We start from the raw sequence: 26,152 nt of genomic DNA, 5'->3' as shown, positions 1-26,152 counted from the left end.
GAAAGACGCGCATTTGTTATCATCATCCCTGGTTTCAGAGATGAAATTTTGGCCACTCCCGAGTGGCCTTTTTCTTTTGTATCAAGCGTGCGTTTCCAGCCACGCGGCAAACGGCTCAGTATCCGCCGCTTCAATCTCCTGCTGACGACGCTTTGAAGCCGCTGTTTCAGCAATAAACGCCTCTTCCTGCACGATCTCTAACGGCTCTTCACGCAGCAGATTGCGATAAGCCTCGCCCAACGCTTTGCCCGTGCCGCCAATGCCCGTATCAATCATTGACCGCAGGATCCGCGCGGAGAATGTCAGTTCAGGATTATCAAAGCAGGCAACCAGTTCGTCACAGACTTTTTGATACTCCTCTCCTCCATGGATGCTGTCCAGCGTTTGCGCCACGCGCTTCAGGTCACGGAACAGATCTTTACCCACTTTCGGCAGCGGGAACTGGGCGGTTTCACAGCCAATGCCTAGCGTCAGGCCCGGCTTACGTCCTTCCAGAATCACACGATTCCAGTTGGTACGCGTGCAGAGCAGTTCATCGCTGCTCATTTCCGGAGCGTCCGCCAGGACACACCACACCATAAACAGATCGAGGAAACGTACCTGCTGCTCATCTACGCCGATGGGTGAGAAGGGGTTAATATCCAGCGAACGCACTTCAATGTATTCAATGCCGCCGCGAAGCAGCGCATCTGACGGCGATTCGCCGCTACGGGTTACCCGTTTCGGGCGAATAGGCGCATACAGTTCATTTTCAATCTGCAGAACGTTGCTGTTAATTTGCAGACGTTTACCGTCTTTCTCAAGACCGATCGCCGCGTACTCCTCTGAAGGGGTTTTAATCGCGCGCTTCAATCCTGCCACGTATTCATGCAAATCGTTAAACGTAATACCGAGATTGCTTTGCGACTTATTGGTATAACCCAAATCGCTCAGGCGCAGCGATGTCGCGTACGGCAGGTAATACATACCACAGTCCGTTTTTTCAAACGGTAGAGTTGTCGGCTTTCCTTGCAGGAAAGAAGAACAAATCGCCGGAGATGCGCCAAACAAGTACGGGATCACCCAACCAAAACGATAATAGTTGCGGATCAGGCGGAAGTAGCCAGCAGACACTTTCTCTTTGGCATCTTCATCATCCGTTACGCCACATTTCGCCTGCCAGAATGCCATCGGCAGCGAGAAATTATAGTGAACGCCGGAAATCGTTTGCATCAGCGCGCCATAACGGTTTTTGAGACCTTCACGGTAGAGCGTTTTCAGACGACCAATATTCGAGGTACCGTACTGCGCCAGTTCAATATCCTGACCTTCAGCGATATAGCAAGGCATGCTCAGTGGCCACATACGCTCGTCGCCCAGATTTCTGGCGGTATAGCGATGCAGATCACGCATAAACGTGAGCATTTTCTGGATGTCGTCGCCCGGAGGAGTAATAAACTCCAGCAGCGCTTCGGCAAAATCCGTTGTTATCCATTTATGCGTCAGCGCTGAGCCTAACACATCCGGGTGGCCTGTCGTCGCCAATGAGCCATCAGCATTAACACGCAGCGTTTCGCGCTCCAGACCACGTTGAATCCCCTGTAACGCCTGAGGATTTTTTTCCAGCCAGGCCAGTGCCTGTGATACGTCCGGGATCAAATTGACCTCCCGCCTGTCAAAATCGTTTTAATTAGCATCATAGTATTGGTTACCCTACAGGCATTTCCACAACACAATTAGTGCCACCACATAATGCCCTGCGTCGTAACCGCTGCGACCACAACATAACGCAACGCTTTGCCAAGGCATAAAAAAAAGAGTACTGGCCCCCACGAGATGCGCATCCATCCCGCTAGCAGGCACAGCAAATCCCCCACAACCGGCATCCAGCTTAATAATAGTGTGACAGCGCCATAGCGCTGCAGCCACCCCATCGCTTTCTCTTGCCATCGTGACGTTTTACGTAACGGGAAGAAACGCCCAAGGATAACGTTAGTTAACCCTCCAAGGCTATTACCCATTGTTGCTGTTAAGACTAAGACCCAGGGATGACTCACCCCGGAAACCAGCAGAGCCACTAAAACAACTTCAGAATTTCCAGGTAACAGCGTGGCGCTGAGGAAACTGCTGGCAAACAGTGACAGGAGTGACAGTCCATCACTCACAATAACCGGACATCCACGGCATCCATACCGGCCGCACGTGCAGCTTGCAGGCCGAAGTCAGCGTCTTCAAATACCACGCATTGAGTCGGGACAACGCCCATACGCTCGGCACACAGTAAAAACGTGTCAGGTGCGGGTTTATGGCGTTGTACGTGGTCAGCTGCGACGACGGCATCAAAATAGTGACGTAGCCCTAAATGCGCGAGCAGCGCCTCTGCAATGGCACTTTCGCTCCCGGTACCGACCGACATAGGCCGACGACCATGCCAGGCTTTAACAACATCAATAAGCGGCAATGGCTGAACGCTATCCAACAGCATGCTTTTAACGCTGTCGGTTTTTTCACGCGCCAGCGCATGGGGATCGAGATCGGCATGATTCAGTTCAATGACTGACTGTGCAATACGCCAAGTTGGGGAACCGTTGAGTGCGACCATGGCCTGCTCGTCAAAACGGAGCCCATGACGCCCTAACACCTCATGCCACGCTTTACGGTGCGTTGGCTCGGTATCGAGAATGGTGCCATCCATATCAAAAATCAAACCCGCATAACGTTCGTACATCGTCTTCTCACAAGCCGAATGACCAGACGTTACTTTATCGTAATTGATTGATTTTGTCGCTGACAGCGAATTGAGGATTGTTTTAGAAGTTTGATTCAGAAAAAGAGAGATGGTGCTGGGGATTATTTCGGAGAAGATGGTGCATCCGGGAGGATTACTCACTGGCGTTCACCCTACGGGCCGTTGCTGAAGCAACGTTATCCTCCCTGGTGCTTGCGACTGTCTCGCAGACCATGAAATAACGGTTTAGCTGTTATTTCGGAGAAGATGGTGCATCCGGGAGGATTCGAACCTCCGACCGCTCGGTTCGTAGCCGAGTACTCTATCCAGCTGAGCTACGGATGCATCAGGGAACTATTGATTTACAACTAATACTTCGGAGAAGATGGTGCATCCGGGAGGATTCGAACCTCCGACCGCTCGGTTCGTAGCCGAGTACTCTATCCAGCTGAGCTACGGATGCATCAGGGAACTATTGATTTACAATTAATACTGCGGAGAATATGGTGCATCCGGGAGGATTCGAACCTCCGACCGCTCGGTTCGTAGCCGAGTACTCTATCCAGCTGAGCTACGGATGCATCAGGGAAACTACTTTAGTGCAGATTTTTGATACCGCTGCTAAGGCCGTATCGATTATCCATTCTTTCATTGCTGAAGAAACAGAAAATATGGTGCATCCGGGAGGATTCGAACCTCCGACCGCTCGGTTCGTAGCCGAGTACTCTATCCAGCTGAGCTACGGATGCAAATGGCGGTGAGGCGGGGATTCGAACCCCGGATGCAGCTTTTGACCGCATACTCCCTTAGCAGGGGAGCGCCTTCAGCCTCTCGGCCACCTCACCAACAACGCCTCTTGCGAGTGCTTCGAAGAACTTGTTTCTGCTCATCGTCGCTGCGTGGCGCACATATTACTTTCTGGTACTTATAAGTCAAACAATTTTTCCAGTGCTTTTATCGTTTGCACATTTCACGCGCAATTAGTCTGCAAAAACGGCAAAAAGAGTGTTTTATCAACAGATAAATTGGCGTTTTCTCGGGGGGGCGGGCAAACAGAAAAATTGAGGAAAAGGCAAAAAGTGCAGTGCAGCAGTGAAAACAGCGTGAAATCAGAAGAACAAGATGGGTGTCAGGAGGTAAAGCGAAAAGGAAAAGTAACAGAAACAGGAAAAGAGAGGCGCTAAATCAGGTTGCGCCTCACCAGAAAGGTGAGACGCGAAAACCTTAGTAACTGGACTGCTGGGATTTTTCAGCCTGGATACGCTGGTAGATCTCTTCCCGATGGACAGAAACTTCTTTCGGGGCGTTTACGCCGATGCGTACCTGGTTGCCCTTCACCCCTAAAACTGTCACGGTGACCTCATCGCCAATCATGAGGGTTTCACCAACTCGACGAGTCAGAATCAGCATTCTTTGCTCCTTGAAAGATTAAAAGAGTCGGGTCTCTCTGTATCCCGGCATTATCCATCATATAACGCCAAAAAGTAAGCGATGACAAACACCTAAGTGTAAGCAGTCACGGCATCACATTCTGTTAAACCTAAGTTTAGCCGATATACACAACTTCAACCTGACTTTATCGTTGTCGATAGCGTTGATGCAAACGCTGCAGATTGACCTCCGCAGCGTTGGATTACGCTTATAATTATTACAGTTTTGCGCTGACCCAGCCTTTCACACTGGCTAACGCTGTAGGCAGAGCTGCGGCATCCGTACCACCGGCTTGCGCCATGTCCGGACGACCACCACCCTTACCGCCTACCTGCTGAGCGACCATACCAATCAGTTCCCCTGCTTTCACACGGTCAGTCACATCCTTAGACACGCCCGCAATCAGAGAAACCTTACCTTCAACTACCGTTGCCAGTACGATAACGGTAGACCCCAGCTGATTTTTCAGATCATCAACCATGGTACGCAACATTTTAGGTTCAACGTCGGTCAGTTCGCTGACCAGCAGCTTCACGCCGTTGATATCAACCGCTTTACTGGAAAGATTTGCACTCTCCTGCGCGGCGGCCTGTTCCTTCAATTGCTGCAATTCTTTCTCGAGCTGACGCGTACGCTCCAGTACGGAACGCACTTTGTCACCGATATTCTGGCTATCACCTTTCAGCAGATGCGCTATCTCGCTTAAGCGGTCGCTCTCAGCACGCACGGTATTGATAGCACCTTCGCCGGTTACAGCTTCGATACGACGCACACCCGCTGCAGTACCGGACTCAGACACGATGCGGAACAGGCCGATATCACCGGTACGGCTAGCGTGAGTACCACCACACAGTTCGGTAGAGAAATCCCCCATGCTCAGTACGCGCACGTGGTCATCATATTTCTCGCCAAACAGCGCCATTGCGCCTTTGGCTTTCGCCGCGTCGAGATCCATGATGTTAGTTTCAATCGGCAGGTTGCGACGAATTTGCGCATTCACCAGATCTTCAACAGCACGAATTTCAGCTGGTTTCATCGCTTCGGTATGAGAGAAGTCGAAACGCAGAATTTTATCGTTAACCAGTGAGCCTTTCTGTGCCACGTGCGTGCCCAGAACCTGGCGCAGCGCCGCATGCATCAGGTGCGTTGCGGAGTGGTTCAAACGAATACGCGCACGACGCGCTTCATCGACGTCAGCCTGCACGGCATCGCCCACTTTCAGAGAACCCGCAGACAGTTTGCCGATGTGACCAATTGCCTGGCCATATTTTTGCGTATCGCTAACCGCAAACGCAAAGCCCGCACCTTTCAGTTCGCCTTTATCGCCAACCTGACCACCTGATTCCGCATAGAACGGCGTCTGGTCAAGGACGACAACAGCTTCCTGGCCTGCGTTAATTGCGTCTACCGCTTTACCATCTACAAACAGCGCGGTAACTTTACCGTTCAGTTCCAGATGCTCGTAGCCTTTAAATTCAGAGGTACCCTCAACGCGAATCATCGCATTGTAGTCGGCACCAAAACCGCTGGCTTCACGCGCGCGACGACGCTGTTCTTCCATTGCGGCTTCAAAGCCCGCTTCGTCAACCTTGATGTTGCGCTCACGGCAAACGTCTGCCGTCAGGTCAACCGGGAAGCCGTAGGTATCGTACAGGCGGAAGGCGGTTTCGCCATCCAGCGTATCGCCGGACAGTTTTGCCAGTTCTTCATCCAGCAGAGCCAGACCACGCTCCAGCGTGCGGGCAAACTGCTCTTCTTCAGTTTTCAGAACCTGCTCAACCAGTGCCTGCTGACGCTTCAGTTCTTCACCCGCAGAACCCATCACCTCGACCAGCGGCCCCACCAGCTTGTAGAAGAAGGTGTCTTTCGCGCCCAGCATGTTGCCATGACGCACCGCACGACGAATGATACGACGCAGCACATAGCCGCGGTTTTCATTCGACGGCACAACACCATCGGCAATCAGGAACGCGCAGGAACGGATATGGTCGGCAATCACGCGCAGCGATTTGTTGCTCAGATCGGTAGCACCGGTGACTTTCGCCACGGATTCAATCAGCGCGCGGAACAGGTCAATATCGTAGTTGGAGTTAACGTGTTGCAGCACAGCTGCAATACGCTCCAGACCCATACCGGTATCTACGGACGGCTTCGGCAGCGGTTCCATTGTACCGTCAGCCTGACGGTTAAACTGCATGAAGACGATGTTCCAGATCTCAATGTAGCGATCGCCATCTTCTTCTGCGCTTCCCGGAGGGCCACCCCAAATGTGGTCGCCGTGATCGTAGAAAATTTCGGTGCACGGACCGCAAGGACCGGTGTCACCCATCTGCCAGAAGTTGTCGGAGGCATAGGCCGCACCTTTGTTATCACCAATACGGATGATACGTTCGCGCGGAATACCGACTTCTTTCTCCCAGATTTCAAAGGCTTCATCGTCAGTTTCGTAAACGGTTACCCACAGACGCTCTTTCGGCAGGGCAAACCAGTTTTCACCGGTCAGCAGTTCCCAAGCATACTGGATGGCGTCGTGTTTGAAGTAATCGCCGAAGCTGAAGTTACCCAGCATTTCGAAGAAAGTATGGTGACGTGCAGTGTAGCCGACGTTTTCCAGATCATTGTGTTTACCGCCCGCACGTACGCAACGCTGCGAAGTGGTTGCGCGGGAATAATTACGCTTGTCGAGACCAAGGAAAACATCCTTGAACTGGTTCATCCCGGCGTTGGTAAACAACAAAGTAGGGTCATTGTTTGGAACCAGGGAGCTGCTGGCAACTACCTGATGTCCTTTACTGTGGAAAAAATCGAGAAACGCCTGACGGATCTCAGCAGTGCTCTTGCTCATAATTATCCTGAAGAAATCAAGCTAACGAAATGTCATCACCAGCACAGGCACGTAAACAGCGCCGCTGGCAATCGAAAAGTGGGAATAAGATAAGTTTTCTTCACGGGGAAGTAAAATCCCGTATGCGCTCAATCGTCAAAATTTCGCCATATTGTCTGAATATCTTCCATCAGATAGCCGCGATAGAGCAAAAAACGCTGGACCTTCACCTTTTCTGCAAAATCCACCGGCAAAGGCTCACCGTATTTTCTGATGGCTTGATCTCGCGCCAACTGCGCCCACTCAATCTCACATTCACGCATCGCGCGTTCGATGGCTTCGCGGGAAATACCTTTCTGTCCCAACTCCTGGCGCACACGTGCGGGGCCATAGCCTTTACGGCTACGACTGGCGATAAATTGCTGAACGAAACGGTCGTCATCCAGGTAGCGGCTTTCTATACACCAGGCAATAACCTTATCGTAATCCTCTGGCGTAGCATCAATTTCTTCCGGTCCATTTTTTCCCATAACCGGGGCTGCCAGTTTCCGTCGCAGTTCCTGCTCACTGTGATCGCGCATGGCAAGTATGCGCACAGCGCGGTCAAGCAGTCGAGAATACGCGGATCGGCGAGACGTTGAATCTGTCATAGTGCACCTTCAGAAATGGAAAAGGGCCGCATCATATGCAGCCCTTTTTATACGATAAAATCAGATTATCAGAAATCTTCGTTCGTTTCTTTTACGCCTTCACTGCTGTCATCAACGGAGAAGTCCGGTTTTGAATCCTGGTTATTGAGCAGTAACTCGCGAACTTTTTTCTCAATTTCTTTTGCGGTAGTCGGGTTTTCTTTCAGCCAGTTGGTTGCGTTCGCTTTACCCTGACCAATTTTTTCACCGTTGTAGCTGTACCATGCGCCGGCTTTTTCAATCAGCTTCTCTTTCACGCCCAGGTCAACCAGTTCACCGTAGAAGTTGATGCCTTCACCGTAAAGGATCTGGAATTCGGCCTGTTTAAACGGCGCAGCAATTTTGTTTTTCACGACCTTAACGCGGGTTTCACTACCGACTACGTTATCGCCCTCTTTCACCGCGCCAATACGACGGATGTCCAGACGAACAGAGGCGTAGAATTTCAGTGCGTTACCACCGGTCGTGGTTTCCGGGTTACCGAACATGACGCCAATCTTCATACGGATCTGGTTGATGAAAATCAGCAGCGTATTGGACTGTTTCAGGTTACCCGCCAGTTTACGCATTGCCTGGCTCATCATACGTGCCGCGAGGCCCATGTGAGAGTCACCGATCTCGCCTTCGATTTCCGCCTTCGGCGTCAGCGCGGCAACGGAGTCAACAACGATAACGTCTACGGCACCGGAACGCGCCAGTGCGTCACAGATTTCCAGCGCTTGTTCACCGGTATCTGGCTGAGAGCACAGCAGGTTGTCGATATCAACACCAAGCTTACGGGCATAAACAGGGTCAAGCGCGTGTTCTGCATCGATGAACGCACAGGTTTTACCTTCACGCTGTGCGGCAGCAATCACCTGCAGCGTCAGGGTTGTTTTACCGGAGGATTCTGGCCCGTAGATTTCGACGATACGCCCCATCGGCAAACCGCCTGCACCCAATGCGATATCCAGAGAAAGCGAACCGGTGGAGATGGTTTCCACGTCCATGGAACGGTCTTCACCCAGGCGCATGATGGAGCCTTTACCGAATTGCTTTTCGATCTGGCCCAGCGCTGCCGCCAACGCTTTCTGTTTGTTTTCGTCGATAGCCATTAATTACTCCTGTCATGCCACTCTCGGGTTGAACCAAGAATCGTGAAAGATGATGTTCTGTTGACGCAATTATACTGTATGCTCATACAGTATCAAGTATTTTGTAGAAATTGTTGCCACAGAGTCTGTAACGCATAGGCGGTCGCCTGTCTACGCACCGCATCGCGGTCGCCGCTGAAGCATTCCCGGCGCGTGATCCCCTCGCCGCTTACGCTGGCAAAGGCAAACCAGACGGTCCCAACCGGCTTGTCTTCACTGCCTCCATCCGGCCCGGCAACTCCGCTTATAGAAACGGCGAAATCAGCACGGGCCGCTTTTAGCGCGCCAATGGCCATTTCAACAACCACCGGTTCACTCACCGCGCCATGCTGTGCCAGCGTCGCTTCTCGCACACCAATCATCTGCGACTTGGCTTCGTTACTGTAGGTCACAAATCCGCGCTCAAACCAGGCGGAACTGCCGGCGATATCCGTAATGACTTTCGCTACCCAACCGCCGGTACAGGACTCTGCGGTGGTCATCGTCGCGCCGCGCGCTTTCAATGCCAGCCCTACCTGTTCACTTAACTGCATCAGTTCACTGTCGGTCATTTCAGCCTCTGTCAGTTAAAAAATATGCCGGACAAGATAGCACTTTCAAAACAAATGTGGGGATGAGGAGAGTAATTTACGAGGGGGATTCCGGAAATAGATCCGTCGCGTCAAGAGGATCTGCCGGATGGCGATGCTAACGCCTCTTATCCGGCCTACAGGAGGACACCTCGTGGAGGCCGGTAGCGGAGGATTACTGTACGCGCGCCAGCGCTACAGCCTGACCTAATTGCCAGACGGCCATCGCGTAATGCGTGCTGTGGTTGTAGCGGGTAATGGTGTAGAAGTTCGGCAGCCCGTACCAGTATTGGTAACCAGTGCCAATATCCAGACGCAGCAGGCTGGCCTGCTGATGGTTACCCAACGACTGCTGTGGCGTCAGACCTGCAGCCGCAAGCTGAGAAATGCCGTACTGGGTTTTAAACCCGTTTGCCAGCCCTGGCGCCTGGCCATTTGCCGGCACCGCCACCGTATCGCCTTTCACCCAACCGTGACCTTTAAAGTAGTTTGCCACACTGCCGATGGCATCCTCCGGATCCCACAGGTTGATGTGCCCATCGCCATTGAAATCAACCGCATATTCTTTGTAAGAGGACGGCATGAACTGCCCGTAGCCCATTGCACCGGCAAAGGAGCCTTTCAGGTCCAGCGGGTCATCGCTTTCATCTCGAGCCATCAGCAGGAAGGTTTCCAGCTCACCGGAGAAGTATTCCGCCCGACGCGGATAGTTAAACGACAGCGTCGCCAGCGCATCCAGAATACGCGTTTTACCCATCACGCGGCCCCAGCGGGTTTCGACACCGATAATGCCAACAATAATTTCCGGTGGTACGCCGTAGACCTGCCATGCGCGCTTCAACGCATCTTCATGCTGGTTCCAGAACGCCACGCCATTTTGCACGTTATCTGGCGTGATGAACTGCTTGCGATAGCGCAGCCATGCGCCGTTAGGCCCGGCTGGCGGCTGTGTTGTCGGTGCCTGACGGTCCATCAAGCGCAGAACATAGTCCAGACGTTTGGCCTGCGACAGGATCTCCTGCAACTGCTGACGGTCAAAGCCGTGCTTGCTCACCATTTTATCGATGAACTGTTGCGCATTCGGATTATTGGCGAAGTCGCCGCCCGACAGCATGACGTTGTGTTGCGGCTCAAGCAGGAAGCCGCCATAAGGCGTACCCGTTGTCGTTTGAGTCTCTGAAGGTTTTGGTTTGCTACTACAGGCAGCAAGCAACACACAAAGGGGAAGTAATGCTACATAACGACGCTTGAACATGAGACATCCATTAAACAGATTCAGCCAGAGAGAAGTATGGTAAAGCATCCACCGCCACACAAGGAAGCGGTAGTCGCGCTCCTTCGCAGAATTTACCGCCCCTTTCACCGTTTACCACCCCATTTGCGATCCCTCACGCAATAACTTTCACAATAAAATATTTATCTTTCATTTTGCGATCAAAATAACACTTTAAAATCTTTCATTGTGATTAAAATAAGCCACGTTCTAGCAAATTCCCAACCCCCTACAGGAGAGAATAATGATCGACACCATCACCCTGGGCGCAGAGTGGTTCATCGGGCTGTTTCAGAAAGGCGGAGAAGTGTTCACCAGCATGGTCACCGGGATTCTTCCACTGTTAATTAGCCTGCTGGTCATCATGAACGCGCTCATTAACTTTATTGGCCAGCAGCGAATTGAACGTTTTGCTCAACGCTGTGCCGGAAACCCGCTGTCTCGCTATCTACTGCTGCCGTGCATCGGCACCTTTGTTTTTTGTAATCCGATGACGTTGAGTCTGGGCCGGTTTATGCCCGAGAAGTACAAACCCAGTTACTACGCGGCAGCCTCTTATAGCTGCCACTCAATGAACGGGCTGTTTCCACACATCAATCCCGGCGAACTGTTTGTCTATCTGGGGATCGCCAGCGGCCTGACCACGCTTGGCCTGCCGCTCGGTCCACTCGCGGTGAGCTATCTGCTGGTTGGCCTGGTGACAAACTTCTTCCGCGGCTGGGTGACCGACCTCACCACCTCCATCTTCGAAAAGAAAATGGGCATTCAACTTGAGCAGAAAGTCCATCTGGCGGGAGCGACATCATGAGGCGTATTCGTATTGAAAGAGGTACCGGTGGCTGGGGTGGCCCGCTTGAACTGGACGCAACCCCCGGTAAGAAAATTGTCTATATCACCGCAGGAACACGCCCGGCGATTGTCGACAAGCTGGCGCAATTAACCGGTTGGCAGGCTATTGATGGCTTTAAAGAGGGCGAGCCTGCAGAAGACGAAATCGGCGCAGCCATCATCGACTGCGGCGGCACGCTACGCTGCGGTATTTACCCGAAACGCCGGATTCCGACAATTAACATTCATTCCACCGGGAAGTCCGGCCCACTGGCGCAGTACATTACCGAAGATATTTATGTCTCCGGCGTCAAAGAAGACAACATTACCGCAGTCGGTGAAGCCGCCGCGACGCCACCACCGGCAGGCACCACGGCGGGTCGCGACTACGACACCAGTAAAAAGATCACTGAACAGAGCGATGGCCTGCTGGCGAAAGTCGGCATGGGCATGGGTTCCGCCGTGGCGGTATTGTTCCAGTCCGGGCGAGACACGATTGATACCGTACTGAAAACCATTCTGCCGTTTATGGCATTCGTCTCGGCGTTGATCGGCATCATCATGGCCTCCGGTCTGGGTGACTGGATCGCCCACGGACTGGCGCCGCTGGCCAGCCATCCGCTGGGGCTCGTGACGCTGGCATTAATCTGTTCCTTCCCGCTGCTGTCGCCGTTCCTCGGCCCAGGCGCGGTGATCGCTCAGGTTATCGGCGTATTGATTGGTGTGCAGATTGGTCTGGGCAACATCCCTCCACATCTGGCGCTGCCTGCGCTATTCGCGATCAACGCCCAGGCCGCCTGTGACTTCATCCCTGTGGGATTATCACTGGCAGAAGCCCGTCAGGACACCGTGCGCGTCGGCGTGCCGTCCGTACTGGTAAGCCGCTTCCTGACTGGCGCGCCTACCGTTCTCATCGCCTGGTTTGTTTCCGGCTTTATTTATCAATAAGAGGCGCTCAAAGATGACCGTGATCTATCAAACCACCATCACCCGCATTGGCCAGAGCGCACCGGATGCACTCTGTGACCAGATGCTGATTACCTTTCGCGAAGGCGCGCCTGCGGATATCGAAGAGTTTTGTTTCATCCACTGCCACGGCGAGCTAAATGGCATTCTGCAGGCGGGTATTCAGTTTGAGCTGGGCCAGCATCGCTACCCGGTCACCGCCGTGGGTAGTGTGGCAGAAATGAACTTGCGTGAACTGGGGCATATCACCCTGCGCTTCGACGGACAGAGTGAAGCGGAATTTCCTGGCACCGTACACGTTGCGGGGCCGGTACCGGACGCCATCGCGCCGGGCTGTATTTTGAAGTTTGTTGCTTAAGCGTAAAGGAGAGAAAAATGAATCAAGTTGCCGTTGTCATTGGTGGAGGCCAGACCCTGGGGGCATTCCTTTGCCGTGGGCTTGCGACAGAGGGATACCGCGTTGCGGTGGTCGATATTCAAAGCGATAAAGCCGCAAACGTGGCGCAGGAAATTAATGCCGAGTTTGGTGAGGGTACCGCTTACGGCTTTGGTGCCGACGCCACCAGCGAACAAAGCGTGCTGGCGCTATCACGTGGGGTAGATGAGATATTCGGTCGCGCCGACCTGCTGGTTTACAGTGCCGGTATCGCCAAAGCGGCGTTTATCAGCGACTTTGAGCTTGGAGATTTCGACCGCTCGCTGCAGGTGAATCTGGTCGGTTATTTCCTCTGTGCACGTGAATTCTCACGCCTGATGATCCGCGACGGCGTGCAGGGGCGCATTATCCAGATCAACTCAAAATCCGGCAAAGTGGGCAGCAAACACAACTCAGGTTACAGCGCAGCAAAATTCGGCGGCGTGGGCTTAACCCAGTCACTGGCGTTGGATCTCGCGGAATACGGGATTACCGTGCATTCCTTGATGCTCGGTAATCTGTTGAAATCACCGATGTTCCAGTCGTTGTTACCACAGTATGCCACCAAGCTTGGCCTCAAACCGGATGAAGTGGAGCAGTACTATGTGGATAAGGTCCCACTCAAGCGCGGCTGCGATTATCAGGACGTGCTGAACATGTTGCTGTTTTACGCCAGCCCGAAAGCGTCTTACTGCACCGGACAATCGATTAACGTCACCGGCGGTCAGGTGATGTTCTAAGAGGTATGATTGCCGGGTGGCGCTACGCTTATCCGGCATATAATCAAGGAGCAATAACATGGTTTCCGCACTGATTACCGTCGCCGCCATCGCCTGGTGCCTACAGCTAGCGCTGGGCGGCTGGCAAATATCCCGCTTTAATCGCGCGTTCGACAAGCTTTGTCAGCAGGGTCGGGTCGGCGTCGGGCGTTCCGGCGGACGTTTTAAACCGCGCGTTGTGGTTGCTATCGCTCTGGATGAGCAACAGCGGGTAACTGATACGTTATTTATGAAAGGTCTTACCGTATTCGCCAGACCAGGCAAAATTGCCCCGATAATGGGCAAACATCTTGATGAATTACAGCCTGATGTGATCTTTCCCCATGATCCTCTCTCCCAAAATGCACTATCATTGGCGCTTAAACTGAAACATGGATAATTTCGTTATGAATGCTATTAGCTTGCGAAATTATCATTTTGCAACCTACACCCTAAATAATTCGAGTTGCAGGACAAAACGCCTCGGCTGTTTTGAACAGCGCTTGCGCTGGCCCCGAAGGGGTGAGGCCGTAAGGCCGAATAAAGCCTACGCACATGCAGCTTGAAGTATGACGGGTATATACATAAGTCAGGGTAATCACGCCTATGAAACCTCGTCAGCGTCAGGCTGCCATACTGGAGCACCTGCAAAAGCAGGGAAAATGCTCGGTTGAAGAACTGGCCCACTACTTTGACACAACCGGCACGACCATTCGCAAAGACCTGGTCACTCTGGAAAATGCCGGCACCGTCATTCGCACCTATGGCGGCGTAGTATTAAACAAAGACGAATCTGACCCGCCCATCGATCACAAAACGCTAATCAACACGCATAAAAAAGCGCAAATTGCCGAAGCCGCCGTGCGTTTTATTCACGACGGCGACTCAATCATTCTCGACGCAGGCAGCACCGTTTTGCAGATGGTGCCGATGCTCACCCGCTTTAGTAACATCACCGTGATGACCAACAGCCTGCACATTGTTAACGCCCTTTCGGAACTGGACAACGAGCAAACTATCCTGATGCCCGGCGGGACATTTCGCAAAAAATCGGCGTCATTTCACGGACAGCTGGCAGAAAATGCCTTCGAGCAGTTCAGCTTTGATAAACTCTTCATGGGGACCGACGGCATCGATCTGAATGCGGGTGTGACCACTTTTAATGAGGTCTATACCGTCAGCAAGGCGATGTGCAATGCCGCTCGCGAAGTAATTCTGATGGCGGACTCGTCGAAATTCGGGCGCAAAAGCCCCAATGTGGTATGCAGTCTGGAAAGCGTCGACAAGCTGATTACTGATGCGGGCATCGACCCTGTATTTCGTCAGGCGCTGGAAGCAAAAGGGATAGAAGTGATCATAACCGGAGAAACCAATGAGTGATGCACTACTGAACGCGGGCCGTCAGACGTTAATGCTGGAACTCCAGGAAGCCAGCCGACTGCCAGAACGCCTCGGCGATGACTTTGTTCGTGCCGCCAATACTATCATCCACTGCGAAGGCAAAGTGATTGTCTCCGGAATTGGTAAATCTGGCCATATTGGCAAAAAAATCGCCGCGACCCTCGCCAGCACCGGCACCCCGGCATTCTTCGTGCATCCAGCGGAAGCACTGCACGGCGACTTAGGCATGATTGAAAGCCGCGATGTTATGCTCTTCATCTCCTACTCTGGCGGCGCGAAAGAGTTGGATCTCATCATTCCGCGTCTGGAAGACAAATCCGTCGCGCTGCTGGCGATGACCGGAAAACCCACCTCGCCATTAGGTCTGGCCGCCAAAGCCGTACTGGATATTTCGGTTGAACGTGAAGCCTGTCCGATGCGTCTGGCACCCACCTCCAGCACCGTCAACACACTGATGATGGGCGATGCGCTGGCAATTGCCGTCATGCAAGCGCGCGGTTTTAACGAAGAGGATTTTGCGCGTTCTCATCCAGCCGGAGCACTGGGCGCTCGTCTGTTAAACAAGGTGCACCACCTGATGCGCCGCGACGACGCCGTACCGCAGGTGACGCTTACTACCAGCGTTATGGACGCCATGCTGGAACTGAGCCGCACCGGTCTGGGTCTGGTGGCGGTCTGCGACGAGCAGTCTCTGGTGAAAGGTGTCTTTACCGACGGTGACCTGCGTCGCTGGCTGGTTGGTGGCGGCGCACTCAGCACGGAAGTACGCGAAGCGATGACCCCGAATGGCGTCACGCTGCAGGCACAAAGCCGCGCGATTGACGCCAAAGAGGTTCTGATGAAGCGCAAAATCACTGCCGCACCGGTGGTGGATGAAAACGGCAAACTCACCGGCGCAATTAACCTGCAGGATTTTTATCAGGCGGGCATTCTCTAATCCTTCAGTCCCAGACGCTTCGCCAGCCGATGCAGGTTGGCGACGTCGGTTTCCAGCGCCCGCGCGCTTGCCGCCCAGCTATGGTTATTCTGCGCCAGCGCCCGGCGGATCATCTCCCGCTGAAAAGACTCCGTGGCTTCGCGCAGATTGTGATTCAGCGGGATCTCCGCCATGACGTCGGCTTCAGCCTGCGGCGTATGCGCCTCTTCCTGTAAGGCAAAGTGCTGCGGCTCCAGCACCACTTCATCCCCTGCCCTTGTTGCCCTGGCCAGCACCACCGCACGATGAATAGCATGTTCCAGCTCACGCACGTTACCCGGCCAACCGTAGCTCAGCAGATGGCGACGCGCACCAGGGCTTAGCACCACACGGGAAAGTCCCAGCCGCAGCCGGCACTGTTCGCAAAAATAACCCGCCAGCAAAACCACATCTTCACCGCGCTCACGCAGCGGCGGTACCGAAAGGGGAAAGACGCTCAGGCGGTGGAACAGGTCGGCACGGAAATTCCCGGCCAGCACCTCTTCGCGTAAATCACGGTTGGTGGCCGCCAGCACGCGAACATCCACCCGCAGGCTGCGATCGTCACCCACTCGCTGAATATCACCGTACTGCAACACGCGCAGCAGCTTGGCCTGCAACGCCAGTGACAGTTCGCCAATCTCGTCCAGGAACAGCGTGCCGTTGTCCGCCATTTCAAACTTGCCGCTACGGTTGCTGATGGCCCCGGTAAAGGCGCCTTTCACATGGCCAAACAGTTCGCTTTCCGCGACGCTTTCTGGCAACGCGGCACAGTTAAGATACACCAGCGGATTCACCGCACGCGGCGAGCCTTCATGAATTGCTTTCGCCACCAGCTCTTTCCCGGTTCCCGTTTCGCCGCTGATTAAGACGTTAAGATCGGAGCCTGCCACAATCTCAATCTCTTTTTTCAGCTGCATCATATTAGGCGACAGGCCAATCATCTGCGTTTCCGTCACCTGTTCGAAAGCGGTGGACGAACCCGGCAGCATATTCTGGCTTTCCAGCTGTTCAATCAGCAGCGCATTGCTCAGCGCCCCCGCCGCCAGTGCAGCAATCAACCTAAGCTCTTCATCGCTGAAGACATCGAACTGATCTGGCTCCATACCATCCAGCGTCAGCGCGCCAATCAAATTTTGTCCGGCAAACAGCGGCAGCCCAATGCAGGCATGGACCTTCAGGCTTTCCTGGCCGGGGATCAGCCCATCGTACGGATCGGGCAAATCGCTGTCGGCTGGAAAACGCACCACGTCCCCGGCGCGGGCAATCGCTTCCAGACGCGGATGCCCCTCCAGCGTAAAACGTCTGCCGAGAACATCCTGCGCCAGCCCGTCGATCGCCAGCGGAATAAACTGTCGTGATTCATAGCGCAGCAGCGCCGACGCATCACACTCCAGCACCTGACGCAGCGTCGTGATCAGGCGTTGAAAACGATCCTGATGCCCAATACCGCTTTGTAATTCAATGGCGATACCCGCCAGCACATCAACGGAAAAACTCATGGCTACCTCATTGTCATTTTGACAATGCATATTGTCATATTGACAACAAAAAGCATAGTCATTTTGACAGCTCATTTAGAGAGGTAAAACATTAAACTGTTATAAATCAATTAAATAAAAAGTTGGCACGCAACCTGCAATAAGCAAAACATCTTTTTTAGAAACACGCTAAATTAATTACTGAGGTTGCTATGTCTATTCTGGTTAAAAATAACATTCATTGGGTTGGCCAACGTGACTGGGAAGTTCGTGATTTCCACGGGACCGAATACAAAACGCTGCGCGGTAGCAGCTACAACAGCTATCTTATCCGTGAAGAAAAAAATGTCCTGATCGATACAGTAGACCACAAGTTTAGCCGTGAATTCGTGCAGAATCTGCGCAATGAAATTGACCTGGCAGATATTGACTACATCATCATTAACCATGCAGAAGAAGACCACGCCGGTGCGCTGACCGAGCTGATGTCCTGCATCCCGGACACGCCGATTTACTGCACCGCTAACGCTATTGACTCCATCACCGGCCACCACCATCACCCGGAATGGAACTTCAACGTGGTAAAAACCGGTGACTCACTGGATATCGGTAACGGCAAACAGCTGATCTTCGTTGAAACCCCGATGCTGCACTGGCCGGACAGCATGATGACTTACATGACCGGTGACGCCGTGCTGTTCAGTAACGATGCTTTTGGTCAGCACTACTGTGACGAACGTCTGTTCAACGACGAAGTAGATCAGACTGAACTGTTCGAACAGTGCCAGCGCTACTACGCCAACATCCTGACACCGTTCAGCCGCCTGGTTACGCCAAAAATCACTGAAATCCTCGGCTTCAATCTGCCGGTTGACATGATTGCCACCTCTCACGGTGTGGTATGGCGCGACAACCCAACGCAGATCGTTGAGATGTACCTGAAATGGGCGGCGGATTATCAGGAAGACCGCATCACCATTTTCTACGACACCATGTCCAACAACACCCGTATGATGGCCGACGCCATTGCCCAGGGCATCAACGAAGTTGACCCGAACGTGGCAGTGAAAATCTTTAACGTCGCCCGCAGCGATAAAAACGAAGTCCTGACGAACGTCTTCCGCTCTAAAGGCGTGCTGGTCGGCACCTCCACGATGAACAACGTGATGATGCCGAAGATCGCCGGTCTGGTCGAAGAGATGACCGGCCTGCGTTTTCGCAATAAACGCGCCAGCGCCTTCGGCTCACACGGCTGGAGCGGCGGTGCGGTAGACCGTCTGTCCACGCGTCTGCAGGATGCCGGTTTTGAAATGTCCCTGAGCCTGAAAGCCAAATGGCGCCCGGATCTGGATGCGCTGGAACTGTGCCGTCAGCACGGTCGTGAAATTGCACGTCAGTGGGCGCTCGCGCCACTGCCGGAAACCAGCGTCAAAGCCGCAACCAAAGAGGAAGAGTGCGCCTGTGCCGCCGCCGCGGCCGCTGACCTTGGACCTTGCATGCAGTGCAGCGTTTGCCAGTGGATCTACGATCCAGAGAAAGGCGAGCCGCTGCAGGATGTCGCACCGGGTACACCGTGGAGCGACGTGCCGGAAAACTTCCTGTGCCCGGAATGTTCATTAGGCAAAGACGTCTTCGACGTACTGGCTACGGAGGCAAAATGAGCCGCGGAATTGTCATTATTGGTTCGGGCTTCGCCGCCCGCCAGTTAGTCAAAAATATCCGTAAGCAGGATGCGACTGTCCCGCTGACCCTGATTGCCGCTGACAGCATCGATGAGTACAACAAGCCCGATCTCAGCCATGTTATCAGCCAGGCACAGCGTGCCGACGACCTCACCCGCCAGTCGGCGGGGGAGTTTGCCGAACAGTTTAATTTGCGCCTGTTCCCGCACACCTGGGTGACCGACATCGATGCCGATGCTCACGTAGTGAAAAGCCAGGACAAGCAGTGGCAGTATGACAAGCTGGTGCTGGCTACGGGGGCATCAGCCTTTGTACCGCCGGTGACCGGACGTGAGTTAATGCTCACACTGAACAGCCAGCAGGAGTATCGCGCCTGTGAAACGCAACTGCGCGACGCTCAGCGAGTCCTGATTGTTGGCGGTGGTTTGATTGGCAGCGAGCTGGCGATGGATTTCTGCCGTGCCGGTAAAGCGGTGACGCTTATCGATAACGCCGCCAGCATTCTGGCCTCGTTAATGCCGCCAGAAGTCAGCAGCCGTTTACAGCATCGTCTGACCGATATGGGCGTACACCTGCTGCTGAAATCACAGTTGCAGAGTCTGGAGAAAACCAGCACCGGTATTCGCGCCACGCTCGATCGTAACCGCAGTGTAGACGTTGATGCGGTGATTGCCGCAACCGGTCTGCGTGCAGAAACCGCGCTGGCGCGTCGCGCCGGGTTAACCATCAATCGCGGCGTTTGCGTTGACAGCTATCTGCAAACCAGCCACCCGGATATTTACGCCCTCGGTGACTGCGCAGAAATTAATGGTCAGGTCCTGCCGTTCCTGCAGCCGATTCAGCTCAGCGCGATGTATCTGGCGAAAAACCTGCTCGGCGGCAATGCTCCGCTGAAGCTGCCAGCCATGCTGGTAAAAATCAAAACGCCGGAGCTGCCATTACACCTGGCAGGGGAAACCCAGCGTCGCGATCTGAACTGGCATATTGCGGCTGAAGCAGAAGGTATGGTCGCCAGAGGAATGAACAGCGAAGGCCAACTGTGTGCCTTCGTGGTGAGCGAAGATCGTATGAAGGAGGCCTTCGCGCTGCTGAAAACACTGCCCGTGTAAACAATGTTGTGCCATTGCTTGTTTTATTAACCTCACGCACACGGATGTGCGTTGCCACTTGTCGGTATGCCCCGACTTGCTTTTCTTGCCCCGCCAGTCCCGGGGCTTTTTTTATTTCTACGGCAATGCCCGCGCCGCGGCAATCACGCCCTGCCCCAGCGACAATCCTCCATCCCCAGCCGGTAAACGCTGCGGGAACAGTAACGTAAAGTCATGCAGATAAAACGCCAGACGGGCTGACAGCAAACGGTTATGCATCACGCCCCCGCTAAATACCAGCGTCGTAATACCGCGTAACTGTGCCTGTTGGCGCATCAGCGTGGCAAACCCACGCGCCAGCGCATCGTGGAAAGCCCAGGCGCGTTCAGGGGGAGTCGCCTGCCAGTTCAGCCACTGCTGCCAGAAAACCACCAAATCCAACTGGTTGTTGTTAAGCGGTATGGTGACCGGGTGTTCAACGCCTGCACATTGTGACGCTAACGCCTCCAGCGCACAGGCGGCCTCGCCTTCATAGCTCAGGGATTGTGGTGCGCACTGCAGTGCGGCGGCAACGGCATCAAACAAGCGTCCACACGATGATGCCAACGGCGCGTTGATCCCACGCTCGATGGCACGAGCCAGTACGCTCCAGTTTTGCTGCTGCACAAACGCTGTTTCCGGATAACGCTGCCAGTCAGGCACAAAGCGCAGACACTGCGCCAGCAGATTGCGCCACGGCTGTTTTGCCGCCAGATCGCCCCCCACCAGCGCCACCGCGGGCAAGCCACCCAGGTATTCGCATTCGCGATAATTCACCCGCAGGCACTCGCCGCCCCACAGCGCTCCGTTTTCGCCCATGCCGATACCGTCCAGCGTCAGGGCAATGACATCGCCACCGTTCAACGGCCAGCCGTGCTCAGCCAGGCAGGCCGCAGCATGCGCATGATGGTGCAGCACCGTTTCAATTGGCAACGTCATCTCACGGGCCCACTGGCTGGAAACGTAGCCAGGATGCGCGTCGCAGACAATACGCTGCGGGGTAAAATCATAAATATTCTGGATCAGATGCAGCGCATCGCGCCACTGATGCTGAATGCCGTCATCGCTCAGATCGCCCAGATGCTGACTAATCACCGCCTGTTCCCCCCGGATCAGACAGAACGTATTTTTCAGATCAGCGCCTAAGCACAGCATCGGCGGCACGTCGCGAAAACCTGGCGGCAGCGCCACGGCATCTGGCACGTAGCCTCGGGAGCGACGCAGCATCTCCCCGCTTTCGCGCACCACGGAGTCATCCATGCGCTGCACAATCTCGCGGTTATGCAGCAAAAAGCCGTCGGCAATGTCGTGCAAATCGTCCAGCGCCTGCGCATTAGTAATGGCTGGCGGCCTGCCGCTAAGGTTGCCGGAGGTCATCACCAGCGGCCCCTTCATCTCCTGCAACAGCAAGTGCTGTAACGGGTTGGCAGGCAGCATGACGCCGACCTCGGTAAGTCCTGGCGCAATCCCTTCGCACAGTGAAACCACATACTGTTTATTGACCAACACGATGGGGGCAGCGGGCGTAGTCAGCAAACGCCGTGCCGCTTCTGGCAGTCCGTCATCCCCCGGCAGCATTACCGCCAGCGGTTTAGCCGGGCGATGTTTACGCCGACGGAGTAGCGCCACAGCAGCGTCGTTGCGCGCATCACAGACCAGATGAAATCCACCAATGCCTTTAACCGCCACAATGCCACCGGCTTTCAACCGCGTAACCGCCGCCTGTAACGCCGGTTCTTTTTCCGCTCGCTCGTCTGCGCTTATCCACGCCAGATGCGGGCCACACGCTGGGCAGGCGACAGGCTGGGCATGAAAACGACGATCATACGGATCGCGATATTCAGCATCGCATTGTGGGCACAACGGGAATGAAGCCATGACGGTAAACGGACGGTCATACGGCATTGCGCGAATAATGGTGAAGCGCGGGCCGCAGTGGGTACAGTTGATAAAAGGGTAACGATAACGGCGTTCACCGGGGGTGTTCATTTCAGCAAGACATTCAGGGCAAGTTGCGGCGTCCGGTACGATCTGCGTATTCATCGTTCCGCCAGCGCTTTGGCGGATGGAGAAATCTGCAGGTCGTTGTTGCCAGACAAACGGCGCACTCTCGACGCTATCAATCCGCGCCAGCGGCGGGCAATGCTGATGCAGTTCGGCAATAAATTGCGCTGCGTCTTCGAGCAAACGCACCACCACCCCGTCGCCGTCGTTACAGACGTCGCCATGCAGCTGTAGCCGCTGCGCCAGTTGCCAGACAAAGGGTCGGAACCCAACGCCCTGTACCTTACCGCGAATGCGCAGCTCTACACCGGAGTGGTTGCTTAGTGTCATGTTGAATTCCCGCGATCGTGTATCCCTGAAATATCCCTTTGCCGGATGGCGGCTTCGCCTTATCCGGCCTACGTGTTATTGCTCTGTAGGCCTGATAAGCGTAGCGCTATTAGCGCAGGTATTTTACGCGGATTTTGGACAATCAGAACAGCAAAGATGCGGTGGAGTCCAGTGCCGCACGACGGCGTTTTTCCGCGCTCAGCTGCTCCAGTTTATTGCGATCGACATAAATCAGCGCATGCGTCGGGCAGACTTCCATACAGGCAGGACCGGCTTCGCGATGGTGGCACAGGTCGCATTTGTTGGCTTCGGCTTTTTCAGCACGCACGTTCAGACCCGCGCCGCTGTTACGAATAACCGGACGGACAACCACTTCCATTGCGCCATAAGGACAAGCGACCACGCAGGTTTTACAGCCAATGCAGCGTTCCTGCATCACGTGGACAAAGCCTTTATCGCGGCTAATTGCACCGTTTGGGCAGACGTTGGCACACGGCGCATCTTCACACTGACGGCACAGCGTCGCGGTAGAGACGTTAACGCCTTTGATCACGTGAATGCGCGGTAAAAAGGTTTCAGGGGTCAGCGATGCGCAGTCCTGGTTATCCTGATGGGATACCACGCAGGCCACTTCACAGGTACGGCAACCAATGCATTTATTGGCGTCTGCAATGATGAAACGGTTCATCAAATTCTCCAGCAATGACAGATTATCTGCCGAAGCATTCATAAATCGTGCCAGAATTTAATGCACTGTTATTAAAGGATTTTTATTTTACTTCGCTGCAAAAATGCCTGTCATCGTCACTAGTGACGATGACAAATGACAGCATCAGCGTGAAAGTGTCGGGGCAAGAGAGGCGCGAGGGATAAGCTCGCCGGTAAAGTTTTTCGCTGGCGTAAAGGCTCCGCCGTCCAACATAAAGATCAGGCGTCCTATGGTTTCCTGGACCATCTCCGTGACCGGGATTTTGACGCTGGCAAGCGCCGGAATGGTGTACGGCGCAAGGGCTATATCATCGAAACCAATCACTGACACCTGCGCGGGAACATTAATGCCCTGCTCGTCCAACTGCTTCATCGCGCCAATCGCCATATCATCATTGCTGGCCACCAGCGCGGTGAAATTAACCTTGCGTAAAAGTAAGGTTTTAACGCCTTCAGCGCCACAGGCTGGCGTCCATTTACCCTTCACAATCAAATCATTATTCAACGGAATGCCGTGCTGCGCCAGCGCGTCTTTGTAACCGGAAAGTCGCTCCACGCCGGTGGGCGAATCCATTGAGCCGCTGATAAAAGCAATCTCGGTATGCCCGGCGCGAATCAACTGCGTGACGGCATTAAAGCTGGTCTGTTTTTGATCGCACCAGACGCAGTGGCTGGTGTTTTTACGCAGGCGTCGGTTAAGCACCATAATGGGCTGGGCGTGTGCATCGATAATCTCATCGATGTCATCCACACTGAGAAAACGCGGATAGATCATGACAGCATCACAGCGCAGGTCGAGCAGATATTGAATCGCCTGACGCTCTTCCTCGGCACTATGTTTACCGTCGGCAAGCAGAAGCTGGCGTCCTTTATCCTCCGCCATACGCGCAGTGTGAAATAGCAACTCGCTAAAATAAACGCCGTGATACAGGGTGTTGGTCACTACCAGACCCAGCGTCTGCGTGCTCTTCGCCGCCAGGCTGCGCGCCAGCAAATTGGGACGATAGCCACTCTCTTCAATAGCCTGGAACACGCGGTCTTTGGTCTCCTGGCTGACGTAGCCGTTCCCCGAAAGCACCCGGGAAACCGTAGCTTTCGACACGCCAGCACGCTTCGCCACTTCCAACATCGTGGTCATCTTACTCATCCCTTTTCACGCAATGTGACGCAGTGTACTGCACCGTTTCACCGCTGTCCTTGCTGCTCAATCGCAGAACGCGTTATCTGGTGATCGTAATCACAAATACAAAAAATGATCAAAATATAATCTTGCACAAATATCATAAATTAAACATGATTTTGTGGAACCGGTTTCCTATCAATGTTTCATCATCACCAACATGAGACGAAAATAAACGGTAAGACATTACCTACCCTACTGATAAAACAGGATTAAATCCGATGTCTAAAAATTATGCAGCGCTGGCGCGCTCGGTTGTGACGGCTCTGGGCGGCGTCGAGAACATCACCGCAGTAACCCACTGCATGACCCGTTTACGTTTCGTTATCAAAGATGATTCGCAGGTCGACAGCGCCACGTTAAAAACGCTTAATGGCGTACTCGGCGTAGTACGTAGCGACAATCAGTGCCAGGTGATCATTGGTAATACCGTGTCCCAGGCGTATCGCGAGGTCGTCAGCCTGCTGCCGGGCGATATGCAGCCCAGCGACCCCGCAGGCAAACCCAAACTGACGCTCAAGCGTATTGGGGCAGGGATCCTTGATGCGCTGATCGGCACTATGTCACCGCTGATCCCGGCGATTATCGGTGGATCGATGCTGAAACTGCTGGCAATGATCCTCGAAATGACCGGCGTGCTGCAAAAAGGCTCCTCGACGCTGACGATCCTGACAGTGATTGGCGACGGCGCATTCTTCTTCCTGCCGCTGATGGTCGCCGCCTCTGCCGCCATTAAATTCAAAACCAACATGTCGCTGGCTATTGCTATTGCGGGCGTGCTGGTGCATCCGAGCTTTATTGATCTGATGGCTAAGGCCGCACAGGGCGAGCACGTTGAGTTCGCGCTGATCCCGGTCACAGCGGTGAAATACACCTACACGGTGATCCCGGCGCTGGTCATGACCTGGTGCCTGTCGTACATCGAACGGTGGGTGGATCGCATCACGCCAGCCGTAACCAAAAACTTCCTGAAACCAATGCTGATCGTGCTGATCGCCGCCCCGCTCGCCATCGTCTTAATTGGCCCGATTGGCATCTGGATCGGCAGCGCGATCTCCGCGTTGGTGTACACCATTCACGGCTATCTGGGCTGGCTGTCGGTGGCCATTATGGGCGCACTGTGGCCGCTTCTGGTGATGACCGGCATGCACCGCGTCTTTACCCCCACCATTATTCAAACCATTGCCGAAACCGGTAAAGAAGGCATGGTTATGCCGTCTGAAATTGGCGCCAACCTGTCGCTGGGTGGATCTTCTTTAGCGGTCGCCTGGAAAACCAAAAACCCGGAACTGCGTCAGACAGCGTTAGCCGCGGCGGCCTCCGCCATTATGGCAGGGATTTCCGAGCCGGCGCTGTACGGCGTGGCGGTACGCCTGAAACGTCCGCTGATTGCCAGTCTTATCAGCGGCTTTATCTGCGGTGCCGTAGCCGGGATGGCCGGACTGGCAAGCCACTCGATGGCTGCACCAGGTCTGTTCACCAGCGTACAGTTTTTTGACCCGGCCAATCCGATGACCATTGTCTGGGTATTTGGCGTCATGGCGCTGGCGGTAGTGCTGTCGTTTGTCTTAACGCTGCTGCTCGGCTTTGAGGATATTCCCGTCGAAGATGCGGCTGCGCAGGCCAGAAAAAATCAGGCTGCGCAGCCGGGAAATATCAATGGCGCCAGCATCTGACGGATACTAACTGAG

23 protein-coding genes and 5 tRNA genes are annotated in these 26,152 nt (G+C 54.1%); 10 read left to right on the top strand and 18 right to left on the bottom strand.

Annotation, left to right across the window (positions count from 1 at the left end; all coding sequences use genetic code 11):
* Window positions 1-81: 81 nt before the first annotated feature.
* From gshA to mltB, 14 genes are all read right to left on the bottom strand, one after another.
* Complete coding sequence (gshA, locus tag IB214_RS05055; RefSeq protein ID WP_115257643.1) at window positions 82-1,638, bottom strand: glutamate--cysteine ligase; 1,557 nt, start codon at window positions 1,636-1,638, stop codon at window positions 82-84.
* A gap of 77 nt (window positions 1,639-1,715) precedes the next feature.
* The gene (locus IB214_RS05050; protein WP_115257642.1) at window positions 1,716-2,144 is read right to left on the bottom strand and encodes a YqaA family protein; all 429 of its coding nucleotides are present in this window, start codon (window positions 2,142-2,144) and stop codon (window positions 1,716-1,718) included.
* Complete coding sequence (gene yqaB, locus IB214_RS05045) at window positions 2,141-2,707, bottom strand: fructose-1-phosphate/6-phosphogluconate phosphatase (protein WP_096755991.1); 567 nt, start codon at window positions 2,705-2,707, stop codon at window positions 2,141-2,143. Before yqaB ends, IB214_RS05050 begins: the two co-directional genes overlap by 4 nt.
* 268 nt (window positions 2,708-2,975) lie before the next feature.
* A tRNA-Arg gene (locus tag IB214_RS05040) sits at window positions 2,976-3,052 on the bottom strand.
* Between the two features lie 41 nt (window positions 3,053-3,093).
* Window positions 3,094-3,170, bottom strand: a tRNA-Arg gene (locus IB214_RS05035).
* Between the two features lie 41 nt (window positions 3,171-3,211).
* Window positions 3,212-3,288 (bottom strand) — tRNA-Arg (locus IB214_RS05030).
* 91 nt (window positions 3,289-3,379) lie between these two features.
* Window positions 3,380-3,456 (bottom strand) — tRNA-Arg (locus IB214_RS05025).
* Between the two features lie 3 nt (window positions 3,457-3,459).
* Window positions 3,460-3,552: transfer RNA gene (locus tag IB214_RS05020), tRNA-Ser, on the bottom strand.
* A gap of 379 nt (window positions 3,553-3,931) precedes the next feature.
* Complete coding sequence (gene csrA / locus IB214_RS05015) at window positions 3,932-4,117, bottom strand: carbon storage regulator CsrA (RefSeq protein WP_000906486.1); 186 nt, start codon at window positions 4,115-4,117, stop codon at window positions 3,932-3,934.
* 238 nt (window positions 4,118-4,355) lie between these two features.
* Window positions 4,356-6,983, bottom strand: coding sequence for an alanine--tRNA ligase (gene alaS, locus IB214_RS05010; protein ID WP_115257640.1), 2,628 nt, complete (start codon window positions 6,981-6,983; stop codon window positions 4,356-4,358).
* 128 nt (window positions 6,984-7,111) lie between these two features.
* The gene (gene recX, locus IB214_RS05005; protein ID WP_115257639.1) at window positions 7,112-7,612 is read right to left on the bottom strand and encodes a recombination regulator RecX; all 501 of its coding nucleotides are present in this window, start codon (window positions 7,610-7,612) and stop codon (window positions 7,112-7,114) included.
* 68 nt (window positions 7,613-7,680) lie between these two features.
* Window positions 7,681-8,745, bottom strand: coding sequence for a recombinase RecA (gene recA / locus IB214_RS05000; protein WP_115257638.1), 1,065 nt, complete (start codon window positions 8,743-8,745; stop codon window positions 7,681-7,683).
* Window positions 8,746-8,837: 92 nt separating this feature from the next.
* A complete protein-coding gene (gene pncC, locus IB214_RS04995) occupies window positions 8,838-9,335 on the bottom strand; it encodes a nicotinamide-nucleotide amidase (RefSeq protein WP_096755986.1) in 498 nt (165 codons plus the stop codon).
* 193 nt (window positions 9,336-9,528) lie between these two features.
* Entirely contained in the window at window positions 9,529-10,608 is a 1,080-nt protein-coding gene (gene mltB / locus IB214_RS04990) for a lytic murein transglycosylase B (protein ID WP_117343189.1), read from the bottom strand.
* A 262-nt stretch (window positions 10,609-10,870) separates the two neighbouring features.
* On the opposite strand from mltB, the gene srlA reads away from it, so the two are divergent.
* The 7 genes from srlA (at window position 10,871) to gutQ (ending at window position 15,931) form a co-directional block, all read left to right on the top strand.
* Window positions 10,871-11,434, top strand: coding sequence for a PTS glucitol/sorbitol transporter subunit IIC (srlA, locus tag IB214_RS04985; RefSeq protein ID WP_096755984.1), 564 nt, complete (start codon window positions 10,871-10,873; stop codon window positions 11,432-11,434).
* Window positions 11,431-12,402 (top strand): PTS glucitol/sorbitol transporter subunit IIB, encoded by a 972-nt coding sequence (locus IB214_RS04980; protein WP_117343188.1) that lies wholly within the window; start codon window positions 11,431-11,433, stop codon window positions 12,400-12,402. The genes srlA and IB214_RS04980 overlap by 4 nt, the downstream gene beginning before the upstream one ends.
* 13 nt (window positions 12,403-12,415) lie before the next feature.
* Complete coding sequence (srlB, locus tag IB214_RS04975) at window positions 12,416-12,778, top strand: PTS glucitol/sorbitol transporter subunit IIA (protein WP_117343187.1); 363 nt, start codon at window positions 12,416-12,418, stop codon at window positions 12,776-12,778.
* A 17-nt stretch (window positions 12,779-12,795) separates the two neighbouring features.
* Window positions 12,796-13,575, top strand: a complete 780-nt coding sequence (gene srlD / locus IB214_RS04970; RefSeq protein ID WP_115257636.1) for a sorbitol-6-phosphate dehydrogenase — start codon at window positions 12,796-12,798, stop codon at window positions 13,573-13,575.
* Window positions 13,576-13,633: 58 nt separating this feature from the next.
* The gene (gutM, locus tag IB214_RS04965; protein WP_115257635.1) at window positions 13,634-13,993 is read left to right on the top strand and encodes a transcriptional regulator GutM; all 360 of its coding nucleotides are present in this window, start codon (window positions 13,634-13,636) and stop codon (window positions 13,991-13,993) included.
* A 206-nt stretch (window positions 13,994-14,199) separates the two neighbouring features.
* The gene (locus tag IB214_RS04960; protein WP_117343186.1) at window positions 14,200-14,973 is read left to right on the top strand and encodes a DNA-binding transcriptional repressor; all 774 of its coding nucleotides are present in this window, start codon (window positions 14,200-14,202) and stop codon (window positions 14,971-14,973) included.
* Window positions 14,966-15,931, top strand: a complete 966-nt coding sequence (gutQ, locus tag IB214_RS04955) for an arabinose-5-phosphate isomerase GutQ (protein ID WP_096755978.1) — start codon at window positions 14,966-14,968, stop codon at window positions 15,929-15,931. The genes IB214_RS04960 and gutQ overlap by 8 nt, the downstream gene beginning before the upstream one ends.
* Here gutQ and norR read toward each other — a convergent pair.
* On the bottom strand, window positions 15,928-17,451 hold the full coding sequence (gene norR / locus IB214_RS04950; RefSeq protein ID WP_117343185.1) for a nitric oxide reductase transcriptional regulator NorR: 1,524 nt from the start codon (window positions 17,449-17,451) through the stop codon (window positions 15,928-15,930). The genes gutQ and norR overlap by 4 nt on opposite strands.
* A gap of 191 nt (window positions 17,452-17,642) precedes the next feature.
* Between norR and norV the strand changes: the two genes are divergently transcribed.
* Together norV and norW are read left to right on the top strand one after the other, a co-directional pair.
* On the top strand, window positions 17,643-19,091 hold the full coding sequence (gene norV / locus IB214_RS04945; RefSeq protein ID WP_096755976.1) for an anaerobic nitric oxide reductase flavorubredoxin: 1,449 nt from the start codon (window positions 17,643-17,645) through the stop codon (window positions 19,089-19,091).
* Window positions 19,088-20,221, top strand: coding sequence for an NADH:flavorubredoxin reductase NorW (gene norW / locus IB214_RS04940; RefSeq protein WP_096755975.1), 1,134 nt, complete (start codon window positions 19,088-19,090; stop codon window positions 20,219-20,221). Before norV ends, norW begins: the two co-directional genes overlap by 4 nt.
* Window positions 20,222-20,338: 117 nt before the next feature.
* Here norW and hypF read toward each other — a convergent pair whose 3' ends face one another.
* The 3 genes from hypF to IB214_RS04925 all read right to left on the bottom strand — a co-directional run bounded on the left by hypF (window position 20,339) and on the right by IB214_RS04925 (window position 24,419).
* The gene (hypF, locus tag IB214_RS04935; RefSeq protein ID WP_117343184.1) at window positions 20,339-22,573 is read right to left on the bottom strand and encodes a carbamoyltransferase HypF; all 2,235 of its coding nucleotides are present in this window, start codon (window positions 22,571-22,573) and stop codon (window positions 20,339-20,341) included.
* Window positions 22,574-22,715: 142 nt separating this feature from the next.
* Window positions 22,716-23,261, bottom strand: coding sequence for an electron transport protein HydN (hydN, locus tag IB214_RS04930; RefSeq protein WP_096759340.1), 546 nt, complete (start codon window positions 23,259-23,261; stop codon window positions 22,716-22,718).
* 144 nt (window positions 23,262-23,405) lie between these two features.
* Entirely contained in the window at window positions 23,406-24,419 is a 1,014-nt protein-coding gene (locus tag IB214_RS04925) for a LacI family DNA-binding transcriptional regulator (protein WP_115257631.1), read from the bottom strand.
* A 263-nt stretch (window positions 24,420-24,682) separates the two neighbouring features.
* Here IB214_RS04925 and ascF point away from each other — a divergent pair, with 263 nt between their 5' ends.
* Window positions 24,683-26,137 carry a PTS cellobiose/arbutin/salicin transporter subunit IIBC gene (gene ascF / locus IB214_RS04920; RefSeq protein WP_117343183.1) on the top strand — a complete coding sequence of 485 codons (1,455 nt, stop codon included), beginning with the start codon at window positions 24,683-24,685 and terminating at the stop codon, window positions 26,135-26,137.
* Window positions 26,138-26,152: the final 15 nt, after the last annotated feature.

This window comes from Citrobacter sp. C1, assembly GCF_014596895.2.
GTDB lineage: Bacteria > Pseudomonadota > Gammaproteobacteria > Enterobacterales > Enterobacteriaceae > Citrobacter > Citrobacter gillenii.
Note: the sequence above shows the minus strand (reverse complement) of the source record. Positions and strands in the feature narration are given on the sequence as shown.